Origin of the sequence: Embleya sp. NBC_00888 (genome assembly GCF_045207655.1) — a bacterium.
GTDB lineage: Bacteria > Actinomycetota > Actinomycetes > Streptomycetales > Streptomycetaceae > Embleya.
Genome location: NZ_CP108784.1, coordinates 6135345 through 6155672 on the forward strand (window position 1 = coordinate 6135345; position 20328 = coordinate 6155672).

General features: G+C 73.3%; 16 protein-coding genes. 10 read left to right on the plus strand and 6 right to left on the minus strand.

All coding sequences use genetic code 11. The annotated features are described in order from the left end of the window. Positions 1-19 precede the first annotated feature (19 nt). Positions 20-1639 (minus strand): hypothetical protein, encoded by a 1620-nt coding sequence (locus OG948_RS26260; protein WP_406298802.1) that lies wholly within the window; start codon positions 1637-1639, stop codon positions 20-22. 155 nt (positions 1640-1794) lie between these two features. Then, on the minus strand, positions 1795-2352 hold the full coding sequence (locus OG948_RS26265; protein WP_406298803.1) for a hypothetical protein: 558 nt from the start codon (positions 2350-2352) through the stop codon (positions 1795-1797). A gap of 369 nt (positions 2353-2721) precedes the next feature. Between OG948_RS26265 and OG948_RS26270 the strand changes: the two genes are divergently transcribed. After that, a complete protein-coding gene (locus OG948_RS26270; RefSeq protein WP_406298804.1) occupies positions 2722-3315 on the plus strand; it encodes a TIGR00730 family Rossman fold protein in 594 nt (197 codons plus the stop codon). 70 nt (positions 3316-3385) lie between these two features. Here the strand turns inward: OG948_RS26270 and OG948_RS26275 are convergent, their stop codons facing one another. Both OG948_RS26275 and OG948_RS26280 read right to left on the minus strand, forming a co-directional pair. Then, entirely contained in the window at positions 3386-5005 is a 1620-nt protein-coding gene (locus OG948_RS26275; RefSeq protein WP_406298805.1) for a hypothetical protein, read from the minus strand. Between the two features lie 70 nt (positions 5006-5075). Continuing rightward, a complete protein-coding gene (locus OG948_RS26280; protein WP_406298806.1) occupies positions 5076-6452 on the minus strand; it encodes an MFS transporter in 1377 nt (458 codons plus the stop codon). A 121-nt stretch (positions 6453-6573) separates the two neighbouring features. Here OG948_RS26280 and OG948_RS26285 point away from each other — a divergent pair, with 121 nt between their 5' ends. The 7 genes from OG948_RS26285 (at position 6574) to OG948_RS26315 (ending at position 14821) form a co-directional block, all read left to right on the plus strand. Next, on the plus strand, positions 6574-7098 hold the full coding sequence (locus OG948_RS26285; RefSeq protein ID WP_406298807.1) for a winged helix-turn-helix transcriptional regulator: 525 nt from the start codon (positions 6574-6576) through the stop codon (positions 7096-7098). A 236-nt stretch (positions 7099-7334) separates the two neighbouring features. Then, positions 7335-8831, plus strand: a complete 1497-nt coding sequence (locus OG948_RS26290) for a hypothetical protein (protein ID WP_406298808.1) — start codon at positions 7335-7337, stop codon at positions 8829-8831. Between the two features lie 315 nt (positions 8832-9146). Then, positions 9147-9827, plus strand: a complete 681-nt coding sequence (locus OG948_RS26295; protein ID WP_406300345.1) for a ribonuclease HII — start codon at positions 9147-9149, stop codon at positions 9825-9827. Positions 9828-9904: 77 nt separating this feature from the next. After that, a complete protein-coding gene (locus tag OG948_RS26300; protein WP_406298809.1) occupies positions 9905-10813 on the plus strand; it encodes a DUF2510 domain-containing protein in 909 nt (302 codons plus the stop codon). A gap of 165 nt (positions 10814-10978) precedes the next feature. After that, positions 10979-13540, plus strand: a complete 2562-nt coding sequence (locus OG948_RS26305; protein WP_406298810.1) for a TerD family protein — start codon at positions 10979-10981, stop codon at positions 13538-13540. Between the two features lie 231 nt (positions 13541-13771). After that, positions 13772-14356, plus strand: a complete 585-nt coding sequence (locus OG948_RS26310; RefSeq protein WP_406298811.1) for a hypothetical protein — start codon at positions 13772-13774, stop codon at positions 14354-14356. Between the two features lie 96 nt (positions 14357-14452). Further along, on the plus strand, positions 14453-14821 hold the full coding sequence (locus OG948_RS26315) for a hypothetical protein (RefSeq protein WP_406298812.1): 369 nt from the start codon (positions 14453-14455) through the stop codon (positions 14819-14821). 13 nt (positions 14822-14834) lie between these two features. On the opposite strand, the gene OG948_RS26320 is transcribed toward OG948_RS26315, so the two are convergent. Both OG948_RS26320 and OG948_RS26325 read right to left on the minus strand, forming a co-directional pair. Next, positions 14835-15497, minus strand: coding sequence for a hypothetical protein (locus OG948_RS26320; RefSeq protein WP_406298813.1), 663 nt, complete (start codon positions 15495-15497; stop codon positions 14835-14837). 201 nt (positions 15498-15698) lie between these two features. Then, complete coding sequence (locus OG948_RS26325) at positions 15699-17846, minus strand: RecQ family ATP-dependent DNA helicase (RefSeq protein WP_406298814.1); 2148 nt, start codon at positions 17844-17846, stop codon at positions 15699-15701. Between the two features lie 170 nt (positions 17847-18016). On the opposite strand from OG948_RS26325, the gene OG948_RS26330 reads away from it, so the two are divergent. Further along, positions 18017-18988 (plus strand): aldo/keto reductase, encoded by a 972-nt coding sequence (locus tag OG948_RS26330; RefSeq protein ID WP_406298815.1) that lies wholly within the window; start codon positions 18017-18019, stop codon positions 18986-18988. A gap of 198 nt (positions 18989-19186) precedes the next feature. Then, positions 19187-20284, plus strand: coding sequence for a DUF4192 domain-containing protein (locus OG948_RS26335; RefSeq protein ID WP_406298816.1), 1098 nt, complete (start codon positions 19187-19189; stop codon positions 20282-20284). Positions 20285-20328 lie beyond the last annotated feature (44 nt).

Genomic DNA, 20328 nt, shown 5'->3' on the forward strand with positions numbered 1-20328 from the left:
AATCACCCTACCGGCCCGGTCACGGCAGAACGGCCGACGCCTTCGCCGTGATGGTGACCTCGCCGGGCTCGGTGACGGTGATCTCGGTCCAGCCGTCCTCGGTCTCGCCGATGCTCGTGTTGGGCTTGTCCGCGACGAACCAACTCGTGCGGTGGATGCGCACGGTGAAGGTGCCCGCCTGCTGGGCGAGCAGGGTGAAGCCACTGGGCGAGATGTCCACGAGTTGACCGGGGCCGTCCAGCAGCGGAACCGGGTCGGCGACCTCCCAGATCACCCAGTGCGGGTCGGACCACATCGGCACCAGCCAGTCGGCGCCGGCGCGCAGGATCTCCGCCTCGCGCTTGGCGGAGGGGTCCAGCGGCACATCGGGCAACGCGATGAAGCGCACGCCGGTCTCGCGCACCCACGCGTGGTACTGACCCTCGTCCAGGGTGGGGCCGTACAGCACCGCGTTGTGCGCGCGGTCGAGTTGGCGCTCCCAGCCGCGGGCGAGCGGCATGTGCTCGGCGACGTAGACCGTCTCCCAGTGGCCGCGCGTGAACGGGATCTCGATCCGGCCCACCGGCAGGTTGGCGCGCTCCAGGAAGTCGAGCATGCCGGTGTAGTAGCCGGCCTTCTTGGCGGTGCTGTCCTGGTTGTTGAACGCCACCGCCTTGCCGGCCGAGGAGAACTGCCAGGCCAGCAGCGGGATGGCGAGCAGCACCACCAGGCGCCGGCGGCCGAGCGAGAGCAGCACCACGGCCATCAGCGGACCCGCGCACAACTCGCCGAGCCGGGCCACGTTGCCGCCGACCGCGCTGGGGATCATGAACAGCACGGTGGAGGACAGCGCGTACAACCACAGGAAGCGGCGCGCGCTGACCTCGGTGCGCGGGACCAGGGCCAGCCCCACACCGGCGAAGCCCAGGATCGCGGCGAACCGCCACAGCGGGAAGGAGAAGTCGCCGCCACCGGGGAAGACCAGGGACATCACCAGGCCGATCACGGCCGGGGCGAGGCTGAACCGGGTCGCCCACACCCGCTCGGCGGGCACCCAGGCGAGCGCGATCATCAGCAGGAACGCGGCGGCCAGCGGACTGGCCAGGCCGCAGAACCCGGCCGCGACCGCCGCCCACGCGCGATGCCCGGAGCGGGCACCCAGGATCGCCATCAGCCCGGCGGCGACGCCGAGCACGAACGGGGTCCGCCCGATCAGGTACTCGATGCTGACTATCACCGCGAACCAACAACTGCCCACCCGCCGGGCCAGGTCGCCGCGGCCCAGCCGCAGCCGGGAGAACGCCCAGGCCGCGGCGACACAGGAGATCGCGGTGAGCAGGCGGGTGCCGATCCCGCCGGCCAGGATCGGGGTGATCACGCTGTAGCCGGGCAGCAGGTGCCCGCCGTACCACTGGTTGTTCCACAACACGGCGCCGTGGTCGCGCACCAGCCAGGCACGGAAGATCTGCGCGGGCCAGTCGGCGCCGTTGATGCCCAGCACGGTCAGCAGGCCGACCAGCGCCAGGGTGATCACGTAGGGATGCTCGGCGACGGCGATCAGGACCCCGCGCAGGTGCCGCCGCCGGGTGCGGCGAGCGGTGTCGCCCGCATCCGACGTGGGCTCCCCGAGGGGTATGCGGCCGTCCAGAGCATGTGTCATGACGGCTTAGTTTTTCAGATCGGGGTCGATGAGGTGCAGGTGGGCACTGAGGTAGGACACCGGATTGTCCGATGTATGGCGTGCCATGGCGCAATGTCCACCGTGGAATCACCGGTGCGGTGCGAAAAAATCCTTCGTTCGGATGAAACGCCGGCTCAGACCGCAGGGCCGGACGAGGGGTCCGGCGGGGGGCCGGACGGGTCATCCTCGGGGGGTGGCTCGGGCGGGTTGGGCAGCCCCGCACGGGCGCGCAGGTCGCGCGGGTCGCGCGGGCCCTCGATCCGACGGATCACCGAGAGCGCGGCGGTGTGGAACGCCTCCAGGAACGCCTGCGCGGTGGATGCCGGCCACTCGGCGCGCTGCACCGCGTGCATGTTGTGGTCGGTGTCGCACCAGCACGCGACCTCGACGGTGGCGGTGACGCTGACGAACGGGCCGTCCAGTTGCCACACGTCCAGACCCAGTTCCAGCCAGTCGCCGTCGGCCTCGTACAGCAGCAGCGCGGTGCCCAGGATGTGCGGGGACGGCTCGGGCTCGGGCTCGGGACTCAGCGGGTCCGGTTCGTTCCAGAACCAGCGCGCGGGATCGTCGAGGGAGCGGCGCAGATCGAGCGCTTGAGCGGCGGCGACCAGGCGTTCACGGCCATGGTCGTCGAGATCGGGAAACAGCCGCTCGAACGGGATGTCCGAGGCAGGGCGCTCGGTGGCGGGCACGCGGGCATTCTGCCGTGGCGGGGGGTCTTCCCGTCAACGTCGGGTTGCGTGACCACCGCCGATGTTGGCCGAATTTGCCCGCCTATGCCGGGACTGTACTGACGCCATATCGCGAGAGAGGCGATTCATCGACTCGATTCACCATCGATTCGGCACCGGCTCGACACCGGCTCGGCGACCTCGCGGAACACGCTCGCGCGGGTGGTCCACCGCCGGGTCCGGGGCCGGCGCTCGGCGTCCGCGGCTCGGGTTCGGGATCGGATTCGAGTCGGGATTCGGGATCGGCGTGTCGGGGTCGGGTTGGCAGACTGCGTACCGAAGCATTTCGGTACACACCACTTCGGTGGTCTGCAACGCAGGGAGCCTGGCATGCGGGTAGCGGTTTTCGCGGGATCGGCGTCGGGTGCCTCGCCCGGGTTCCGGGAGGCGGCGGTCGAGCTCGGTCGTGGGCTCGCCGAGGCCGGCGTCGGGATCGTCTTCGGCGGCGGGCACGTGGGTTTGATGGGCGCGGTCGCGGACGCGTGCCTGGCGGCGGGCGGCGAGGTGATCGGGGTGATGCCGCGCTCGCTGGTGGAGCGCGAGATCGCGCACCGTAGCCTGACCGAGCTGCTGATCACCGAGACCATGCACGAGCGCAAGGCGGCGATGGCGGACCGGGCGGACGCCTTCGTCGCGCTGCCCGGCGGAGCGGGCACGCTGGAGGAACTGTTCGAGGTGTGGACCTGGCAACACCTGGCGATCCACACCAAGCCGGTCGCGCTACTGGAGGTGGGCGACTTCTGGCGCCCGCTCCTGGACGCGCTGGACACGATGACCGCGAACGGCTTCCTCAAGCCGGAGCTGCGCTCGACCCTGCTGGTCGCGCGGGACAGCGCGGACCTGCTGGGCCAGGCGAAGGCGTGGCGGGCCCCGACGCCCAAGTGGGTGGGCGGCTTGGACCCGGCGGCGCCGCCGAGGCCGTGAGCGAGCGGGGCCGGTCCGCGCGGACCGGCCCCGGGACCGGCCCGCGGGTGCGGCCGGGATCAGGGTTCGATCAGGGTTTGCCGCCGCCCATGCCCTTGAAGAGCTTGGCGTCGCGCGCGGACACCGTGACCGGGCCCGGCCGATCGACGGTGATCTCGCTCCACTCGTCCTCGGTCGACTTGATCACGATCTCGGGTCGGTCGGGGGTCACCCAGAAGGTCGGGTGGATCTTGACCACGAACGTGCCGGCCGAGTGCGCGTCGAAGGAGAACCGGCTGGGCGTCAGCTCGGTCAGTTCGCCCGGCCCCATCACGATCGGCGTCGCGTTCTCCACCTCCCAGATCTTCCAGTGCCCGTCCGTGTAGACCGGCTTGAGCCACGGGATGCCCTTGCGGATCAGGTCCGCCTCGGGAATCGCCGAGGGGTCGATCGGGATGTCCGGCAGCGCCACGAAGCGCACGCCCGTGTCGTCGATCCAGTCGCGGTACTCCTGGAGCGTGAGGTCCTTCTGGTAGAGCACCGCGTTGTAGTTGCGGTCCAGTTGACGCTCCCAGCCCCGGGCCAGGGGCATCTTCTCGGCGACGAACACCGACTCCCAGTGCCCGCGGGTGAACGGGATCTCCACCCGACCCACGGGGTGGGTGTTGTTCTTCTGCAGGAATTCGAGCATGCCCGTGTAGTACTGCGGCTTCTCGCCGGGCGAGTCCTTGATGTCGTGCGTGATGGCCAGCGCGGCGGACTGGAACTGCCAGATCAGCAGCGGCAGGGCCAGCAGCACCACGAGCCGGCGCCGGCCGACCGAGAGCAGCACGACCGCCATCAGGGGCCCCGCGGTCAGCTCGCCGAGCCGGGCCAGGTTGCCGCCGAGCGAGGTCGGCACGAAGAAGAAGATCACCGCGGTCGCCGCGTACAGCCACAGGAATCGCCGGGCGCTCTGCTGCTCCTTGGGCAGTATCAGCAGGCCGACCGCGGCGAACGCCAGGATCGGCAGGAACCGCCACCACGGGAAGGGGAACATCCCCTCGTTGGGGAACGCGAGCGCGGCGACCAGGCCGATCGCGGCGGGGGAGAAGCTCAGTCGGGTCGGCCAGACCCGCTCCCTGGGCACCCAGGCGAGCGCGACCAGCATCAAGAACGCGCCGGACAGCGGGCTGGAGAGGCCGCACAGGAGGGCGGCGAAGCCGGCCCAGAGCGGGTGCCGGCGGCGGGCGGCCAGTATCGCGAGCATGCCCGCGGCGACGCCGAGCGCGAACGGCGTGCGGCCGATCAGGTAGTCGACGCTGCACATCACCGCGAACCAGCAGCTTCCCACCCGGCGGGCGAACTCGTTCGCGCCGACCCGGAGTTTGTCCCAGGCCCACGCGGACGTCACGCAGGACAGCGCGGTCAGCGTCGCGGTGCCGATCTTGGAGGCGATCACCGGCGCGAGGATGCTGTAGCCCGGCAGCAGGTGGCCGCCGTACCACTGGTTGTTCCACAGGTAGGTGCCGTGGTCGCGGATCAGCCAGGTCCGGAAGTACTGCGCCGGCCAGTCGGGGCCGTTCACGCCGGTGACGATGATCAGGCCGATCAGGCCGGCGGTGATCAGGTACGGACGTTCGACTATCGCGTTCCCGAGTGCCCGAAAACGACGGCGACCCGCCGGCGCTGCGGGTCGTTCCGTCGTTGGGCTCTGCACATCGCTCGTCACATGACCCGAGTTTTCCAGACGCGGCGCTCGGCGTCGCCGGTGGGTGTCCGGCATGAGTACTTTTGTGGGTTTATTCGCTTTGGCGAAGAGTGAGGGTGACGAGGGCGCCGAGTACGGCCAGGCCGACCGCGACCAGGATCGCCAGGTCCATGCCACCCGCGTCGACCAGGGCGACCACCAGGGCCGCGCCGATCGAGGCGCCCATGTAGCGCGCGGTGCTGTTGGCGCCGGAGCCCATGCTCGCCCGGTCGGCCGGCACGCTCTCCACCGCGAGGCGGGCCAGCGCGGTGTTGACCAGGCCCACGCCGAAGCCGCCGACCAGCAGGCCGGGTACCGCACGCGCCCACGAGTCGGCGGGGGTGAGGCCGTACAGGCCCAGGAAGCCGACGGCGGCGACGAGCAGGCCCGCGGCGAAGCGGTGTCGGGCGTCGGGCAGCACGCGCACCCGGCCGAACGCGAACGAGGTGAGCGCGGCGGCGGCCGACCACAGGCCGAGCAGGAGCGCGGCGCCCAGGCCGCTCAGGCCCAGCGTGCCCTGGAAGACGGTGCCCAGGAAGGCGGCGATGGCGATCACCGCGACGCCCGTGATCAGCGCGCCGAAGGTGGCGACGGCGAACGCGGGCCGGGCGAACATGCGCAGGTCCAGCATCGGTGCCCGGCCGCGCAGGGCGGTCGCGACGTAGCCCGCGAGCAGGAGCACGGCGATCACCATCAGCGCGTCGACGACCGGTCGTTGCCAACCCTGCCGGCCCTCGATCAGCGCGGCGGTCAGCGCGATCAGACCCGGACCCAGGGTCAGCGTGCCCCACACGTCCGGCCGGCGCGGGTGCTCGGCGCGCGATTCGGGCATCCGGCGGGCGACCGCGGCCACCGCGAGGGCGGCGACGACGGTGAACCAGTAGGGCGCGGACCGGTGTGCCAGTGCCAGTCCGGCGCCGATCAGCGGCCCGACCACCATGCCCGCGCCGATCGAGGAGCCGTACGCGGCCATCGCCCGGCCGCGCGCGGCGCCGTGGTGGTTGTGGGCCAGCAGGCCGAGCCCGGCGGACATGATCGCCGCGCCCGCGACGCCTTGGAGGGCGCGTCCGACCACGTACAGCGGCAGCGAGGGGGCAAGCGCGGTCAGCGCCGAGGCCAGCGCGAGGCCGAGCGTGCCCGCGGTGAAGACCCGGCGACGGCCGAAGTCGTCGGCGAGGCTGCCGGTGATCAGCAGGGCCGCGGACAGGCCCAGGCCGATCGCGCTGAGGATCCAGGCCGGGCCGCCGGGGCCCGCGTGCAGGTCGCGCACGGTGTCCGGCACGATCGCGATCGGCATCGTGTAGGTGGCCAGCAGCAGCAGCGTGCCCAGGGCCACCACCGGGACGGTCGCGCCGGGCGAGCCGCCGCCGGCGACGGGTTCGGGTGCGCGGTGCGCGGTGCGCGGTGCGATGGATGTGGCGATGGACATGGCGGTGCTCCCCGGATCGTGACTCCTGGCCGAGTCGGTTCGTTGAATGAACCAACGCTGCCCGGAGAACGTAGCACTTGATGGTTCGGTGAATGAACCGACCCGGGGTTAAAGTGCTCGTATGGCTTTGGGCAAGGACTACGGGCAGCAGGACTGTGCGCTCGCCCGCACCCTGGAACTCGTCGGCGAGCGCTGGACGCTGCTGATCGTGCGGGACGCGTTCTACGGCGTCCGGCGCTACAGCGATTTCCTCGCCCATCTGGACATCCCGCGGGCGGTGCTCTCGGGCCGGTTGCAGACGCTGGTCGAGGCGGGCGTGCTCGACAAGCGCCGCTACCAGGAGTCCCCGCCGCGGGACGAGTACGTACTCACCGAACGCGGCGTCGACCTGTGGCCGATCATCCGCACGATGGCCCGCTGGGGCGAGAAGCACGTGCAGAACGGGGTGGCCTGCCGAATCTTCCGGCACCGAGGCTGCGGCGGGACGGTGGACCCGAACGGGGTCTGCGCGATCTGCGCGGCGATGGTCACCCCGGGCGAGACCGAGGTGGCGCCGGGCCCCGGCGCCGACCTGCTGCACCGCGACGACGCGGTCACCCGCGCGATGCGGGTGCCGCACCGGCTGCTGGAGCCGCTGTTGCCCTGAGCGGGTGATCGGGGCCGGTGACGTGCGCCGGGTGACGCGAGCGGACCCGACGACCGGGGGCATCGCCCCGGCGATGCGGTGATCGAGACTTGGCGCCCGGATCCGGTGCCCGGATCGGATGCCCGGATCCGATGACGCGGCCGGTGCGGCCGGATCGCGATGGGATCCGGCGGTTGCCGAGAGACAGGCCCTAGGGTCGTCCTCGAACGGGTGAGTCATCGCTTCGAGGGGGATCCATGGGCGCAGGGACGGGGCTTCGCGCACTCGCCGGAGTGGTGCTCCTGGGCGTGCTGTACGTCGTGCTCGCGCTGCCGCTCCTGTTCGTGACGTTCGTGGTCGGCGCGATCGTCGACCACGGGCGGTTCTTCACCTCGGGCGCCGCCGTGTTGTGGGCGCTCGGCGCGGTCGCGCTGGTCGCGCTGCTGGTGGAGCTCACCGGTCCGCGCCGGCTTCCGGCCGGGCTCGCGGTGGACGCCGCGGCGCAGCCGGTGTTGTGGGAACTGGTTCGGGACGTGGCCGCCGATCTGCGGGTGCCCGTGCCGGACGGGATCGTGCTGACCGGCGGTGCGGGCTGCGAGGTGCGGGCGGTCCGCCGCCCCGGGACCTGGCTGCACCATCATCTGGTGCTGGGCACCGCGCTGCCGTACGTGCTGACCGGCCGGCGACTGCGGGTGGTGATCGCGCACGCGCTCGGACACGGTCGCCGGCGCCGTCCGCCGCTCGCGGACCGGATCGCGTGCCACGGGGTGGACGCGGTGGTCGGGCTGGCCGAGGCGCTCGACGGGCGCGGTGGCCGAGGCCGCGCGGCGGCCGGCTACGCGGCGCTCTACCAGCGGGTGTGCGCACCCGTGGTGCGTTTCGAGGAGCGCGCGGCGGACCAGGCCGCGGCCCGCGCGTACGGCACCGCGGCGGTGACGGACGCGCTGGGCGAACTGGCGGTGGTCCGGGCGGACTGGGGCCGGTTCCGGGACGACCTGGTGACTTTGGGGATCGAGGCGGGCTGTGTGCCCGGCGATCCGATCGCCGGCTTCCGGGCCTTCCGGGCCGCCCGCGGCGATGCCGAGTCGGCGCCCGACGCGGCGACGGCGGCGCGGATCGAACGGCTGCGCGCGCGGCCGTCGGACGGCCGGGGCACTCCCGGCGGCACCGACCTGGCCGGCGGCACCTTGCTGGTCGAGCCGGTTCGCCTGCTCGCGCACGTACACCCGTACCTGCTGGTCACCGACGACGACGGGCACCTGGGTCCGCGCGCGTTCGCCGCCCTGGACGGCATGGTCAAGCTGGCCGAGGAGGCGTACCTGGAGCACGTGGTCGGCTTCGCCCAGGCCCGCCGGGCGGCCGCGCTCGGGATCTCCGCGCGGCGTGCGGGCGTGGAGTACCCGGTGACCCTGGGCGGCGTGCTGGGGCTGCTGGTCGAGGGCCGGGGGGACGAACTGATCGCCGCGCACGGCGAGGGCGCCGCCGACGCGCTGGCCGCGCTGCTCGCCCGCGCGTGGGTCGAGTCCGGGCGCGGCCGGCTGCGGCCGACCTGGACCGGCACCGACACCGTCACCGACCACCTCGGCGCCGAACTGGACCCGACCGCCTCGGCCGAGGCCGCGCTCGCCGGGTCGGCCGGGGCCAGGGCGTTGCGCGAGCGCTTGGCGGCGGCCGGCGTCTCGACCCACTACGAGCCCCGGCCGCCGGTGTCGATCGCCGCCGGCGAGCGGGAGACGGTGGTCGGCAGGCGCTGATCGTTGACCTACGGTGGTGGGGTGAACGAGTCGAGCACCGAGCACGTGGACGCACCCGGGATCGACGCCGATCCGCGCGCCGCGCACACGACCACCACGCGGCGGGTCGTCGAAGGGACGGCCGCCGCCGCGAAGGCCGCCGCGCGCGCCGTCGCCGGCGAGCCGGCCGTACCGGGGACGCCCGCGGCGAGGAAGGCCGCGGGCAAGAAGGTTGCCGCGAAGAAGGTGGTCGCAAAGAAGGTTGCCGCGAAGACGGTCGTGGCGAAGAAGGTTGCCGGCAAGAAGGTCGTCGGGCCGCGCAAGCCCGCCGGTCGGATCGCGCCGCCGACCTACGACGTCGAGCGCGAACTGATCACCCGGGGCGCGCAGGTGATCGCCGGAGTGGACGAGGTCGGGCGCGGCGCGTGGGCCGGCCCGGTGCTGGTCGCGGCGGCGATCACCGACCTGTCCGTGCCGCCGGCCGGGCTCACCGACTCCAAGCTGCTCACCGTGCGCCGCCGCGAGGAGGTGGCCGCCGCGGTCGACCCGTGGGTGCGCGCGTACGCGTTCGGGACCGCGGACCCCGAGGAGATCGACACGCTCGGGATGACCGCCGCGCTGCGGCTGGCCGCCGAACGCGCGCTGACCGCGCTGCCGGTGCGTCCGGACGCGATCGTGCTCGACGGCAAGCACGACTTCCTCGGCGCGCCGTGGTCGGTGCGCTGTGTGATCAAGGGCGACCAGTCGTGCGTCAGCGTCGCGGCCGCCTCGGTGCTCGCCAAGGTGCACCGCGACGGCATGATGGCCGGGATCGGCGAGGGGTACCCCGCGTACGGCTTCGCCGGCAACGCCGGCTACCCGGCGCCGGTGCACCGCGCCGCGCTGGCCGAGTACGGCCCCACGCCGCACCACCGGATGTCCTGGGCGTACTGGGACGACCTGCCCGCGTGGCGACACCTCAAGCGACCCCGGGTCGAGGTCGTCGACGACGGCCAACTCGGCTTCGACCTGGGCTGATCGGCGTCGGTTTCCGAACGGTCACGTTTGCCGGGGGACGCTCGTGCGCCGCCCGGGCCGGTTGTAGCGTCACGCGGGTGACTGCCTCGATTCCTCCCGGCTGGTACGAAGACCCGTCCGCGCCCGGTTCCGAGCGCTGGTGGGACGGCGCGCAGTGGACCGCCTCGACCCGGGCCCGCGCGCAGGGCGAGATCCCGCCGCCGCCGGTCGGCGCCCCGCCGGCCGCGATACAGGCGGGCTACCCCCAGGGCGGATACCCCGGCGGTTACCAGCCGATCGGCCCACCGCCGGGCGCCGCCCGGCCCGGTCGCGGCAAGGCGATCGGCCTGACCGCGCTGGCGCTGGTCGTGGTGGGCGGCATCATCGCCGCGCTGATCGTGGTCCTGAGCGGGGACGACGGCGGCTCCGGCGGGAAGCCGGCGGCCACGGACGGCACGGTCACCGACCCCACCACCGGACTCACCGTGCCCAGGTTCAAGGGCTGGGTCGCCCCCGACCCCGACGACGCGCCCGCGGACCAGGCGGTGGAGCGCCCCTGTCCCAGCAAGTCGGCGACCCGCAGCGGGTCCGGAGCCGAGACGAAGCTGCAGGCCGAGCGCAAGTGCTATCGGGCCGGCCTGGAGCTGGTGACCCACAAGGCCGACTCCCTGGACGAAGTGATCGCCGACCTGAAGAAGGAGGTGACCGGTGGCAAGGGCAAGATCAAGGTGGAAACCATGGAACTGGACAAACCGATCACGGTGGACGGTCACCCGGGCTACGTGCTGCGGGCCAAGGTCAGCGGCAAGCCCGAGGACCTGAGCCTGGACTCGGACACCGCCTGGGCGCAGGCGGTGGTGATCGACGAGAAGAACGCGGACGGCGAATACCCGTGCGTGCTGCTCAAGATGGAGATCTCCGCCTCGGCACCGGACAAGGCCACGCTGGACACTGTGCTCAAGGGCATCAAGGTCGGCACGCCGCAGCCCTCGGAGAGTACGTCCTGACCCTGCGTCATATCTGATGAGACGTCACCAGCGGTACGGTACGCCCGATCGGTCGCGCCGTACCCCGCATCGGTCGCGAGCGCGTACCGTGGACGCGCGCGCCGCAGGTCGGGCTTGCCGGGATGCGACTGAAGGAGGCCGCATCGGGCACATCATCATTGGGGGGTGACTGTGCGCATCGGTGATCGCCTCGCATGCCCCGGCTACTCGGTGGTGGCGGTGGAGACGACGGGTTTGTCCCCGCATCGACATCGCATCATCGAGATCGCGGTCGCGCAATGCGATCTCGACGGACGCGTGACCGAGTTCTTCACGACCCTGCTCGACCCGCAGGGTCCGGCCGGCGACTTCCAGGCGCACGGCCTGTTCGACGACGACGTGGTCAGCGCCCCGACGTTCGCCGAGGTCGCGCCGTGGTTGGTGAACCTGTTCCGGCAACGGGTCGTGGTCGCGCACAACGCGCGCTTCGACATCGGCTTCGTCGAGCGCGAGTTCCAACGCCGCGGCCGGCCCACCGTGCCGCCGCTGACCACCCTGTGCACGATGCGCGAGGCGCCGCACCACCTGCCCGAGGCGCCGCGCTTCACGCTGCTCGCGTGCTGCGAGGCGGCCGAGGTGCCGGTGGACAGTGGGCACGGCGCCGCGGCCAAGGCGATGGGCACCGCGCGACTGCTGGAGCACTACCTGCGCCAGGGCGCGGGCGAGGCCCGGCACTGGCAGCAGGCCCGGACCGTGGCGGCCTCGCTGAACTGGCCGCGCCGCAGCGCCGATCCGCCGCGGGTGTTCACCCGCGACGACGCGCACATGGCCCGTCGGGCGCGCGAGGAGGCCGAGCAGGTGCGCCGCCGGGACGCGGTGTCGTACCTGGAGAAGGCCCGCGCGTACGGTCCGCCGACCGGTGTGGGCGAGGGGCCGGACAGCTACCTCGCGGTGCTCGACGCGGCCCTGGAGGACCGGGTGATCACCCCGCAGGAGGCCATCGACCTGGCCGAACTCGCGGTGTCCCTGGGCATTTCCGAGGAACAGCGCAAGGACCTGGACCGGCTGTACGTGACCGCGCTGGCCGCTTCCATGGTCGCGGCCGGACCGGTCGACCGCGAGGAGCGGGCCGACCTGACCCGGGTCGCCGCGCAGTTGGGCATCCCGCGCATCGCGCTGGACGAGATCGTCGGGATGGCCCGATCCACGGTCGAGCAGGGCCGCGGCGGGCCGCGCATCCTGGCCCGCGGGCGCCCGCTGGAGTCGGGTCTGGCGGTGCTCTTCCACGGCTATCTCGCGGTCACCCGGGGCGAGTTGGAACGCCGGATGGCCCGGGCCGACCTGTCCGTGGCGTCCGGCATCCACGATCGGGTGGACGTGCTCGTGGTGGCCGACCCGGACGAATCCGCGGACCGGACCTACTGGGCGCGCCAGCGCGGCATCCGGGTGCTGATCGAGCCGGTGTTCCTGGCGCTGCTCGCCGACCTCGAGCGCGGGCGCAGCAGCGCGGCCGACGCGGCCTCCCAGGTGGCCGCCGCCTCGCTCGCGCACGCCGTGCCCAGGGCGCCGCGCACCACCAGCGGCTTCCTGCTGCCCCGGCCGGACACCTCGGCGCCGGCCGCCGCATCCTTCGCGCCCAGTCCCTACCGGCCCTACGACACGCCCGTGGACGGCGTCTCGGATGTGCTGCCGACCGAGGCGTTCGCGCCGACCGAGGCGTTCACCGCGGGCGAAGCCGCCGCGCCGACCGAGGCGTTCACACCCACGGAGGCGTTCGCGCCGACCGAGGCGTTCGAGGTCACCGAGGCCGCGCCGGCCACGCCGGTGTCCGGCTCCGCGTCCGCCACCACGCCCGCGCCGGTGCCGGGCACCGGGGCCACGCTGCCGAGCATCCCGCCGCCGCCGACCGCCGCCGATCTGCCGGTGGCGCCCGGGGCCTCGGCCGCCGAGGTGCTCCAGGCCACCGTCCCGGACGTGCTCCCGCCGCCGCCCGAGGTGCCGGCGACGCACGACACCCAGCCGACCACGCCGCCGCCGGTGCCGGGCCCGGAGACCCCGCCGCAGCCGATGCCGACGGTGCCGCCGATCCCGGACCGGCCGCCGGCCGCCGCGGAGTCGGCGCCCGCGTCGACGCCCGAGCCGGTTCCGCCGCGGCCCGTCGTGCCGCCCCGGCCGGCGGACGCGCCGCCGCGCGCGCTGACCCGGGGCCAAGCCGTCACGATCGAGGACCTGGGCCCGTTCGCGGGCACGGTGCGGATCGAGGCGGCGTGGTGGGCGCCCGGTCAGGCGGACGGCGACACGGTGGCCCTGGTGTTGGACGACGACCGCCGAGTGGGTGACGACGGCGACCTGGTGTTCTTCAACCAACCGGTGCACGCCAGCGGCGCCGTGCGGTTGGCCGGCAAGTTGCAGACCGGGACCACCAACGACGTGGAACCGGGCTCCGATTCGGTCGAGATCGACGTCACCACGCTGCCCCCGGGCCGCAGTCGGGTCCTGGTCGCGCTCGCGCTGGACGCCACGAGTGGCACCACCTTCGCCCAGGTACCCGTGACCGTCGGTATCGTCGACCCTGTGACCTGCCGCCGACTCGCCGAATTCCGGTTGAGCGGAGGCGATGAGACCGTCATGATCCTGGCCGAGGTCTATCGGCGCGGCGACTCCTGGCGCCTGCGCTCGGTCGGCCAGGGCTATGCGGAGGGCCTGGCAGCTTTGGTGATCGAGCACGGGGTGGTGGTGGACGATTGATCCGGCCGAGCTGACGGGGCATCGTAGGATGCGCCGTCGTACGCCCGGGCCACACCCCAGGAGCACCCTGGGTGGGCACGCCCCGCGCGGCTTTGATAGGACTGCCACCATGCCGCGCGTGTTCTCCGGGGAACGGGACTCCACCGATCCCTCCCCGCGTCTCCTCACCGCCGGGCATCCCGGTACCGCCACGAACGAACCGAGCCTTCCCCAGACATGACTGTGAATCCGGTGACTGCCGAAAACACCGCGGACGCCAAGTCCGCACCCGAAACCCCGTCCGTGCCGCGCCCGTCCGGCGCGGTGCCCAAGCCCGGACCTCGGCCGGGCCCGAAGCCCGGCCCGCCCAAGCCCGCCGTGCCGCGTCAGGCGACCGCGGCCGCGGGACCCGGCCCGACGAAGCCCGGCAAGCCCGCGAGGCCCGCCCCGGCCGCGCCGCGCGTCACGCTGGTCCCCGCGACCGAGGAGAACGTCTTCGACGCCGCCGACGACGCGGTGGACGCGCTCCTGGAGGCCGGCACCGAGCCCGGGTCGATCCTGGTGCTGACCACGGGTGGACCGCACCCGTGGCAGCAGCACGAGGAGACCTTCGGCGCGGCGCAGTACTGGCGCCAGTACGACGAGGGCAAGGACGTCTTCTACGCGTCGCTGCCCGCCTCGCGTCCGCTGCGCCGGGCCGCGGTCGTCGTCGTGGTCAACGGATTCGCCGACCAGGGCGACGCCGCGAAGATCCTGACCGCGGCGCTGACCGCCGGGGCGTCGGTGACGGTCTGCGGCGACATCGAGCGCGTGCGGGCGCTCACCGGTGTCGCATAGCACGTCGTAGCACGCAGGGGGCCCGTCCGTATCCGGTCCGGTCGAACTCGGGCCCCCTGCCCCGCGAATCGCCAAGGTCGGCTACGGTTCGTTGCCATGTCGGAATCGCCGTCGATCGCGCAGCTCCTTGACCGGTTCCTCAGCGACCAGGAGGACCGGCTGAAAATACAGCAGTACCGGGCCTGTAGCACCGTCATCGACATGTTGTCGGGCTATCTCAACCGGTACGCCTACATCACCCTGATCGGGGCCGAACGCCATGAATGGGACCGCGCCTTCTCGGCCGGTGACGACCGGGCGTTCTGCAACGTGTTCGGGGTGCGCAAGTTGATCGCCGGGATAAAGCCGTTCCACGCGCAACATCTGCGCACTCGGCTGCAGAGCCCGGAGCTCGTCCAGGACCACGCGTTGACGGTCACGACCGATCTGGTCGACTGGCTCGCGGCGCGCGGCCTCACCGCCTGATCGGACGCGTCCGTCAGGACGCGGAAGGTCGGACCAGGGGAGCGGGCCCCGCCTCCGGCAGGTAACGCACGTGCGGCAGTCCAGCCGCGGGGCGGGCCGGGGCGATGCCCGCTGCCCTGATCGGCGTGCTGCCGCCGGGACCGCCGTCGCGGCCCGTGCGCAGCGCGGGGGTGCGCCCGGAACGCCCGTCGGCCACGAGCTGCCAACCGTCCTGCGCGACCACCGCGAACGCGCCGCAGCGCAGGCCGTGCAGCACGCACGCGTCGTGCAGCCCCCACATCCAGCGGCCGTCGTCCGCCTCCCACTCGCGCGCGCCCTCGCGGTGGATCGCCAGCACCGTCGTGTGTGTCGGGGTGCCCCGGCGCAGGTCGTCCGGGACGATCAGGCGCAGGTTCGCCAGGATCATGTTGCGGCACCGCCAGCCGTCGGTGCGCCCCTCGCCGAAGGCGAAGGAGGCGCTGGCCACCGGGCGTTCGGACCGATCCAGGACGGCGACCACCGCCGTGCGGGCGACCGGCCGGTGCAGGTCGTACAGCCGTTTGATCAGCGTTCGGGGGTCGCGCAGCAGCGGGATCCCGCGCGCACGCCAGGATTCGGGGTCCAGCCAGCGGGAGGGGCTGGCGGTCGGGGCGCCGATGCGAGTGGGCGCGGCGGAGGCAGTGGTGGCGATGTGCACGGTCCTCCTTCCGTCCGGAACGGAGAGCGGGCGCACGCTCCGACTACGGGTTGCTCGCGGCGGAGCGGCGCCGACGGGGCCCGCACGGGAATGTGAAGAGAACGCCTTGTCGATTCTTGCGTGAGGCCCGCGAACTCGGCAACACGTACAGGTGATCATTCGGTACGTCCGTGTGATCGCGCGGGGTCCGCCCGCGTGAAGTCACCCTTCCATCGTGAGCACCAGGGGCAACACCTGGACGGCGCCGGCCCGGCGCAGCAGCCGGGCCACCACGGTGAGCGTCCACCCGGTGTCGGTGCGGTCGTCCACCAGCAGGACCGGGGCCTTGAGCGCGGCCACCCGCTCGGCGAGTTCGTCGGGCAGCACGAACGCGTCCGCGATCGAGCGCAGGCGCTGCGCGCTGTTGCTGCGCGGCGCCGGGCCGCCCGCCCCGGGGGCGTACTCGACCCGGCCGAGCCAGGGCAGCCGGCCGACCGCGGCCAGGCGTTCGCCCAGGCTGTCGATCAGCGCGCCGCGGGTGTGCGAGGCGATGGTCACCACGCCGCCTGGCCGGCGCTGCCAGCCCCACGCGGCCAGCACCTGGACGACGGCGTCGAACGCCGCGTCCGGGATCGGCCCGTCGGGGGCGCCGGGGGCCAGGATCGGGCGCAGCCGGTTGCCCCAGCCGATGTCCGAGGAGCGGCCGAGCGCCCGACCGGCGGCGGCCTGTTCGCCGTCGGGGATGCGGCCCTTGAGCTCGACGCCGGCGACCGCCATGCCGGTGGGCCACATCCGGCGCGCCTCCACCTCGACGCCCGGCCGGCCGAGCGCCGCGCGGGCCGCGTCCAGCGAGGCGGGATCCACCCGCGCGTCGTGCCGCGGTCCCGCGCACGCGTCGCAGCGCCCGCACGGGGCGGCGCCCGGGTCGTCCAGGCAGCGGCGCAGGAACTCCATCCGACAGGTGCCGTCGGCCTGGTAGTCGCGCATGGACTGCTGTTCGTGCTCGCGGGCCGCGGCCACCCGCGCGTAGCGCTCGGCGTCGTACTCCCACGGGCGGCCGGTCGCGATCCAGCCGCCGCGTACGCGCTGGACCGCGCCGTCCACGTCGAGCACCTTGAGCATCAGCTCCAGGCGGTTGCGGCGCAGGTCCACGAGCGGTTCCAGGGCCTGTGTGGACAGCGGGCGGCCCGCGCCGGTCAGCGCGGCGAGGGTGCGCTCGACCTGCTCGCGGGCGGGGAAGCCGAGCGAGCCGAAGTAGCGCCAGATCGCCTCGTCCTCGCGGCCGGGCAGCAGCAGCACGTCGGCCCGGTCGACGGCACGCCCGGCGCGGCCGATCTGCTGGTAGTAGGCGATCGGCGACTGCGGGGCGCCCAGGTGCACGACGAAGCCCAGGTCGCCCTTGTCGAAGCCCATGCCGAGCGCGGAGGTGGCCACCAGCGCCTTGACCCGGTTGGCCAGCAGGTCGGCCTCGGCGACCCGGCGCTCGGCGTCCTCGGTGCGGCCCGAGTAGGAGGCGACGGCGTGTCCGCGCGAGCGCAGGAAAGCGGTGACCTCCTCGGCCGCCGCGACGGTGAGTGTGTAGACGATGCCCGAGCCCGGCAGCTCGGGCAGATGGGTGTCCAGCCAGGCCAGCCGGTCGGCCGGGTCGGGCAGCCGCAGCACGCCGAGCGAGAGGCTCTCCCGGTCGAGGGTGCCGCGCAGCACCAGCGCGTCACCCGCGGGGTCGAGCTGCTCGGCCACGTCGGCGCTCACCCGCGCGTTGGCGGTCGCGGTGGTGGCCAGGACCGGGACGCCGGTGGGCAGCTCCTCCAGCAGGGTGCGCAGCCGGCGGTAGTCGGGGCGGAAGTCGTGCCCCCAGTCGGACACGCAGTGCGCCTCGTCCACCACGAGCAGGCCGGTCGTGGCGGCCAGCTTGGGCAGCACGGTGTCCCGGAAGTCGGGGTTGTTCAACCGCTCGGGGCTGACCAGGAGTACGTCCACGCTGCCCTCGGCCACCTCGGCCTGCACCGCGTCCCAGTCGTCGACGTTGGCCGAGTTGATGGTGCGGGCCCGGATCCCGGCGCGGGCGGCGGCGTCGACCTGGTTGCGCATCAGCGCCAGCAGCGGCGAGACGATCACGGTCGGCCCCGCACCGAGCTCGCGCAGCAGCGCGGTGGCCACGAAGTAGACCGCGGACTTGCCCCAGCCGGTGCGCTGCACCACCAGCACGCGGCGGTGGTGCGCGACCAGGGCCTCGACCGCCCGCCACTGGTCCTCGCGCAGCCGCGCGTCGCCGCCGGCCAGGTCCCGCAGCACGGCGTCGGCGCGGGCGCGCAGGTCCGTCGTGGCGTCGGGGCGGGCGTCGGGGGTGGTGGAGCGGTCCTCGGTCATGCCTCCCTTTGTAGCCGCCATCGGCGACATCGCGAAAAGGAAGCGGAGGTGGTTTGTGCATAAACGTATCGGCTACCGCCGCCGGCGGGCCCGGGTCGGGACCTTGGCCGGGCGCGTCGGGCGCGCGATGGTGGAAGGGACCCAAACCCCTACGGCGACGGAGGCGCGACGTGCGCTACCTCGAAGTGGACGGATTTCCGCGGGTGAGTCGGATCGGACTGGGCACGTGGCAGTTCGGCTCCCGGGCGTGGGGCTACGGCGACGCGTACGCCTCGGTGACCGCCCACGCGCTGGTCGGCCGGGCCCTCGAACTGGGGGTGACGCTGTTCGACACGGCCGAGATCTACGGGCTCGGGCGGGGCGAACGCATCCTGGGCGAGGCGCTGGGAGCGGACGCGGACCGGGTCCTGGTGGCCACCAAGTTCGTGCCCGTGTTGCCGGTGACCCCGGTGGTGCGCGGCCGGGCGTATCGCAGCATGGCCCGGTTGGGTCTGGACCGGATCCCGCTCTATCAGGTCCACGTCGCCAATCCGCTGGTGTCGATGGACACGGTCATGAGCGCGCTGGGCGCGTTGCAGGACGAGAAGGTGGTCGACGAGGTCGGGGTGAGCAATCACGACCTCGCCCGGTGGCGCCGGGCGGAGCACGCGCTGGGCCGGCGGGTGCTCTCCGACCAGGTCGAGTTCAGCCTCGCGGCGCCCGGACCGCTGCGCGAGCTGGTGCCGTGGGCCGAGCACAATCGGCGCCTGGTGATCGCGCACACCCCGCTGGCCCGGGGACTGCTCGGGTCGCGCTACGACGAGTACAACCGGCCGACCGGGTTCCGCGCGCACAGCACGCTGTTTCGGCCGGAGAACCTGCGCCGGGTGGGCCCGCTGCTGGAGTTGCTGCGCGAGGTGGCGGTCGGGCACGACGCGACGCCCGCGCAGATCGCGTTGGCGTGGACGCTGCATCGGGGCCCGGTGGTGGCGATTCCGGGGGCGTCCACGATCGAGCAGTTGGAGCACAACGTGGCGGCGGCGGAGATCGAGCTGGCCGACGAGGAGTACCGGGCACTGACCGCGCAGGCGGAGGTCTTCGCGCCGTTGCGGGGGTCGGCGGCGATGTGTGGGCGGGTTCGGGGCGGGGCGCGGGCACGGTAAGGCGGGTGCCGTCGTCGGATCGCACGGTTGTCTGCCGTCTGCCTGCCGTCTGCCGGCTGTCGTCCTCCGGCCTTGACCGTGGGGCCGGCCGGGGCGCGGCGGCCTGTTTTGTCAAGATCGGTATCCACAGCGGCTGATTTATGCACAGAAGGCCGATGTGTGACGGAATCGGGTGGGGAGCCGGCGCAGGCTCGCCGCATGAACGACACCGATGATTTCGACCGCACGCCCTTCGTGGTGATGTCCCCGCAGTCCGTCCTGCGGGTGCGCTCGCCCGCCGATCTGGTGGAGGCCGTGCCCTATCTGATCGGGGTGCGGCCCACCGAGAGCGTGGTGCTGCTCGGCATCCTGCCGGGTGAGCGCAGTCGGGTCGGACCGGTGCTGCGGCACGACCTGCCGCCGCCCGCCGACTTCGAGCAGGCCGCCGACCACTTCGCGCGGCTGCTGGTGCGCACCGGCGCGCGGGGTGTGGCGGTGGCGATATACGCGGACGGCGCGGAGCCGGCGGGGTCGGCGGCGGCGGGCGAGGCCGGGCCGGCACCGGCCGTCGAGCGGTTGCGGCCGCTGCACACGGCGATCGCCCGCGCCTGCGTCGGCCACACGATCGAGGTGCGCGAGGCGGTGTGCGTGACCGCCGATCGCTGGTGGTCCTACGGCTGTACGGACGCCGACTGCTGCCCGCCCGAGGGCACCCCGCTGCGGACCCGGCGCGACTCGACGGTGGCCGCGACGGCGGTCTGGGCGGGGCTGCCCGAGCCGGTCTCGTTGGCCGAACTGGTGCGCCGCTTCCGCCCGCCGGAGTACGCGATGCGCGAGGTGATGATGCGGGCGTACACGAGTGCGCGAAGGGATCCGAAGGCGTACGCGGTGGAGCGCACGCTGACCGCGTTGACCGGTCACCGGGCCCGGTTCCGGGCCGGCGACACCACGATCGAACCGGCCGAGGCGGCGCGGCTGGTGCTCGGGTTGGGCGACGCGCGGGTACGCGACGAGGCGATGGCCTGGCACGGCGAGCAGCCGGGCGACGCCGACGACCCGGCGCTCCTCGCGCTGTGGACCGCGCTGGCCCGCCGGGCCTTCGCGCCCGCCTCCGCGCCGCCGCTCACCCTCGCCGCGTGGGCGGCCTGGACGATCGGCGACGGCGTGCTGGCCCGGGTCGCGGTGACCGGGGCGTTGCGGGCGGACGCCGGGTACACGATGGCGCGACTGCTGCACTCGGCGATCAACAGTCCGCTGAGCGCCGCCGAGGTGCGCCGAAGGATCTTCCGCGATGCCGTGACCAACCGGGCGCCGTGACCGTTGGGGGGCTGGGGGGCAACGTGTCGACCGGCCGGTCGACG

What these genes read in the sequence shown, in the direction of transcription:
- OG948_RS26325 (WP_406298814.1), bottom strand. Translation starts at nt 17,846, where the DNA reads ATGACCGAGGACCGCTCCACCACCCCCGACGCCCGCCCCGACGCCACG.
- OG948_RS26280 (WP_406298806.1), bottom strand. Translation starts at nt 6,452, where the DNA reads ATGTCCATCGCCACATCCATCGCACCGCGCACCGCGCACCGCGCACCC.
- OG948_RS26270 (WP_406298804.1), top strand. Translation starts at nt 2,722, where the DNA reads ATGCGGGTAGCGGTTTTCGCGGGATCGGCGTCGGGTGCCTCGCCCGGG.
- OG948_RS26260 (WP_406298802.1), bottom strand. Translation starts at nt 1,639, where the DNA reads ATGACACATGCTCTGGACGGCCGCATACCCCTCGGGGAGCCCACGTCG.
- OG948_RS26335 (WP_406298816.1), top strand. Translation starts at nt 19,187, where the DNA reads ATGAACGACACCGATGATTTCGACCGCACGCCCTTCGTGGTGATGTCC.
- OG948_RS26285 (WP_406298807.1), top strand. Translation starts at nt 6,574, where the DNA reads ATGGCTTTGGGCAAGGACTACGGGCAGCAGGACTGTGCGCTCGCCCGC.
- OG948_RS26290 (WP_406298808.1), top strand. Translation starts at nt 7,335, where the DNA reads ATGGGCGCAGGGACGGGGCTTCGCGCACTCGCCGGAGTGGTGCTCCTG.
- OG948_RS26315 (WP_406298812.1), top strand. Translation starts at nt 14,453, where the DNA reads ATGTCGGAATCGCCGTCGATCGCGCAGCTCCTTGACCGGTTCCTCAGC.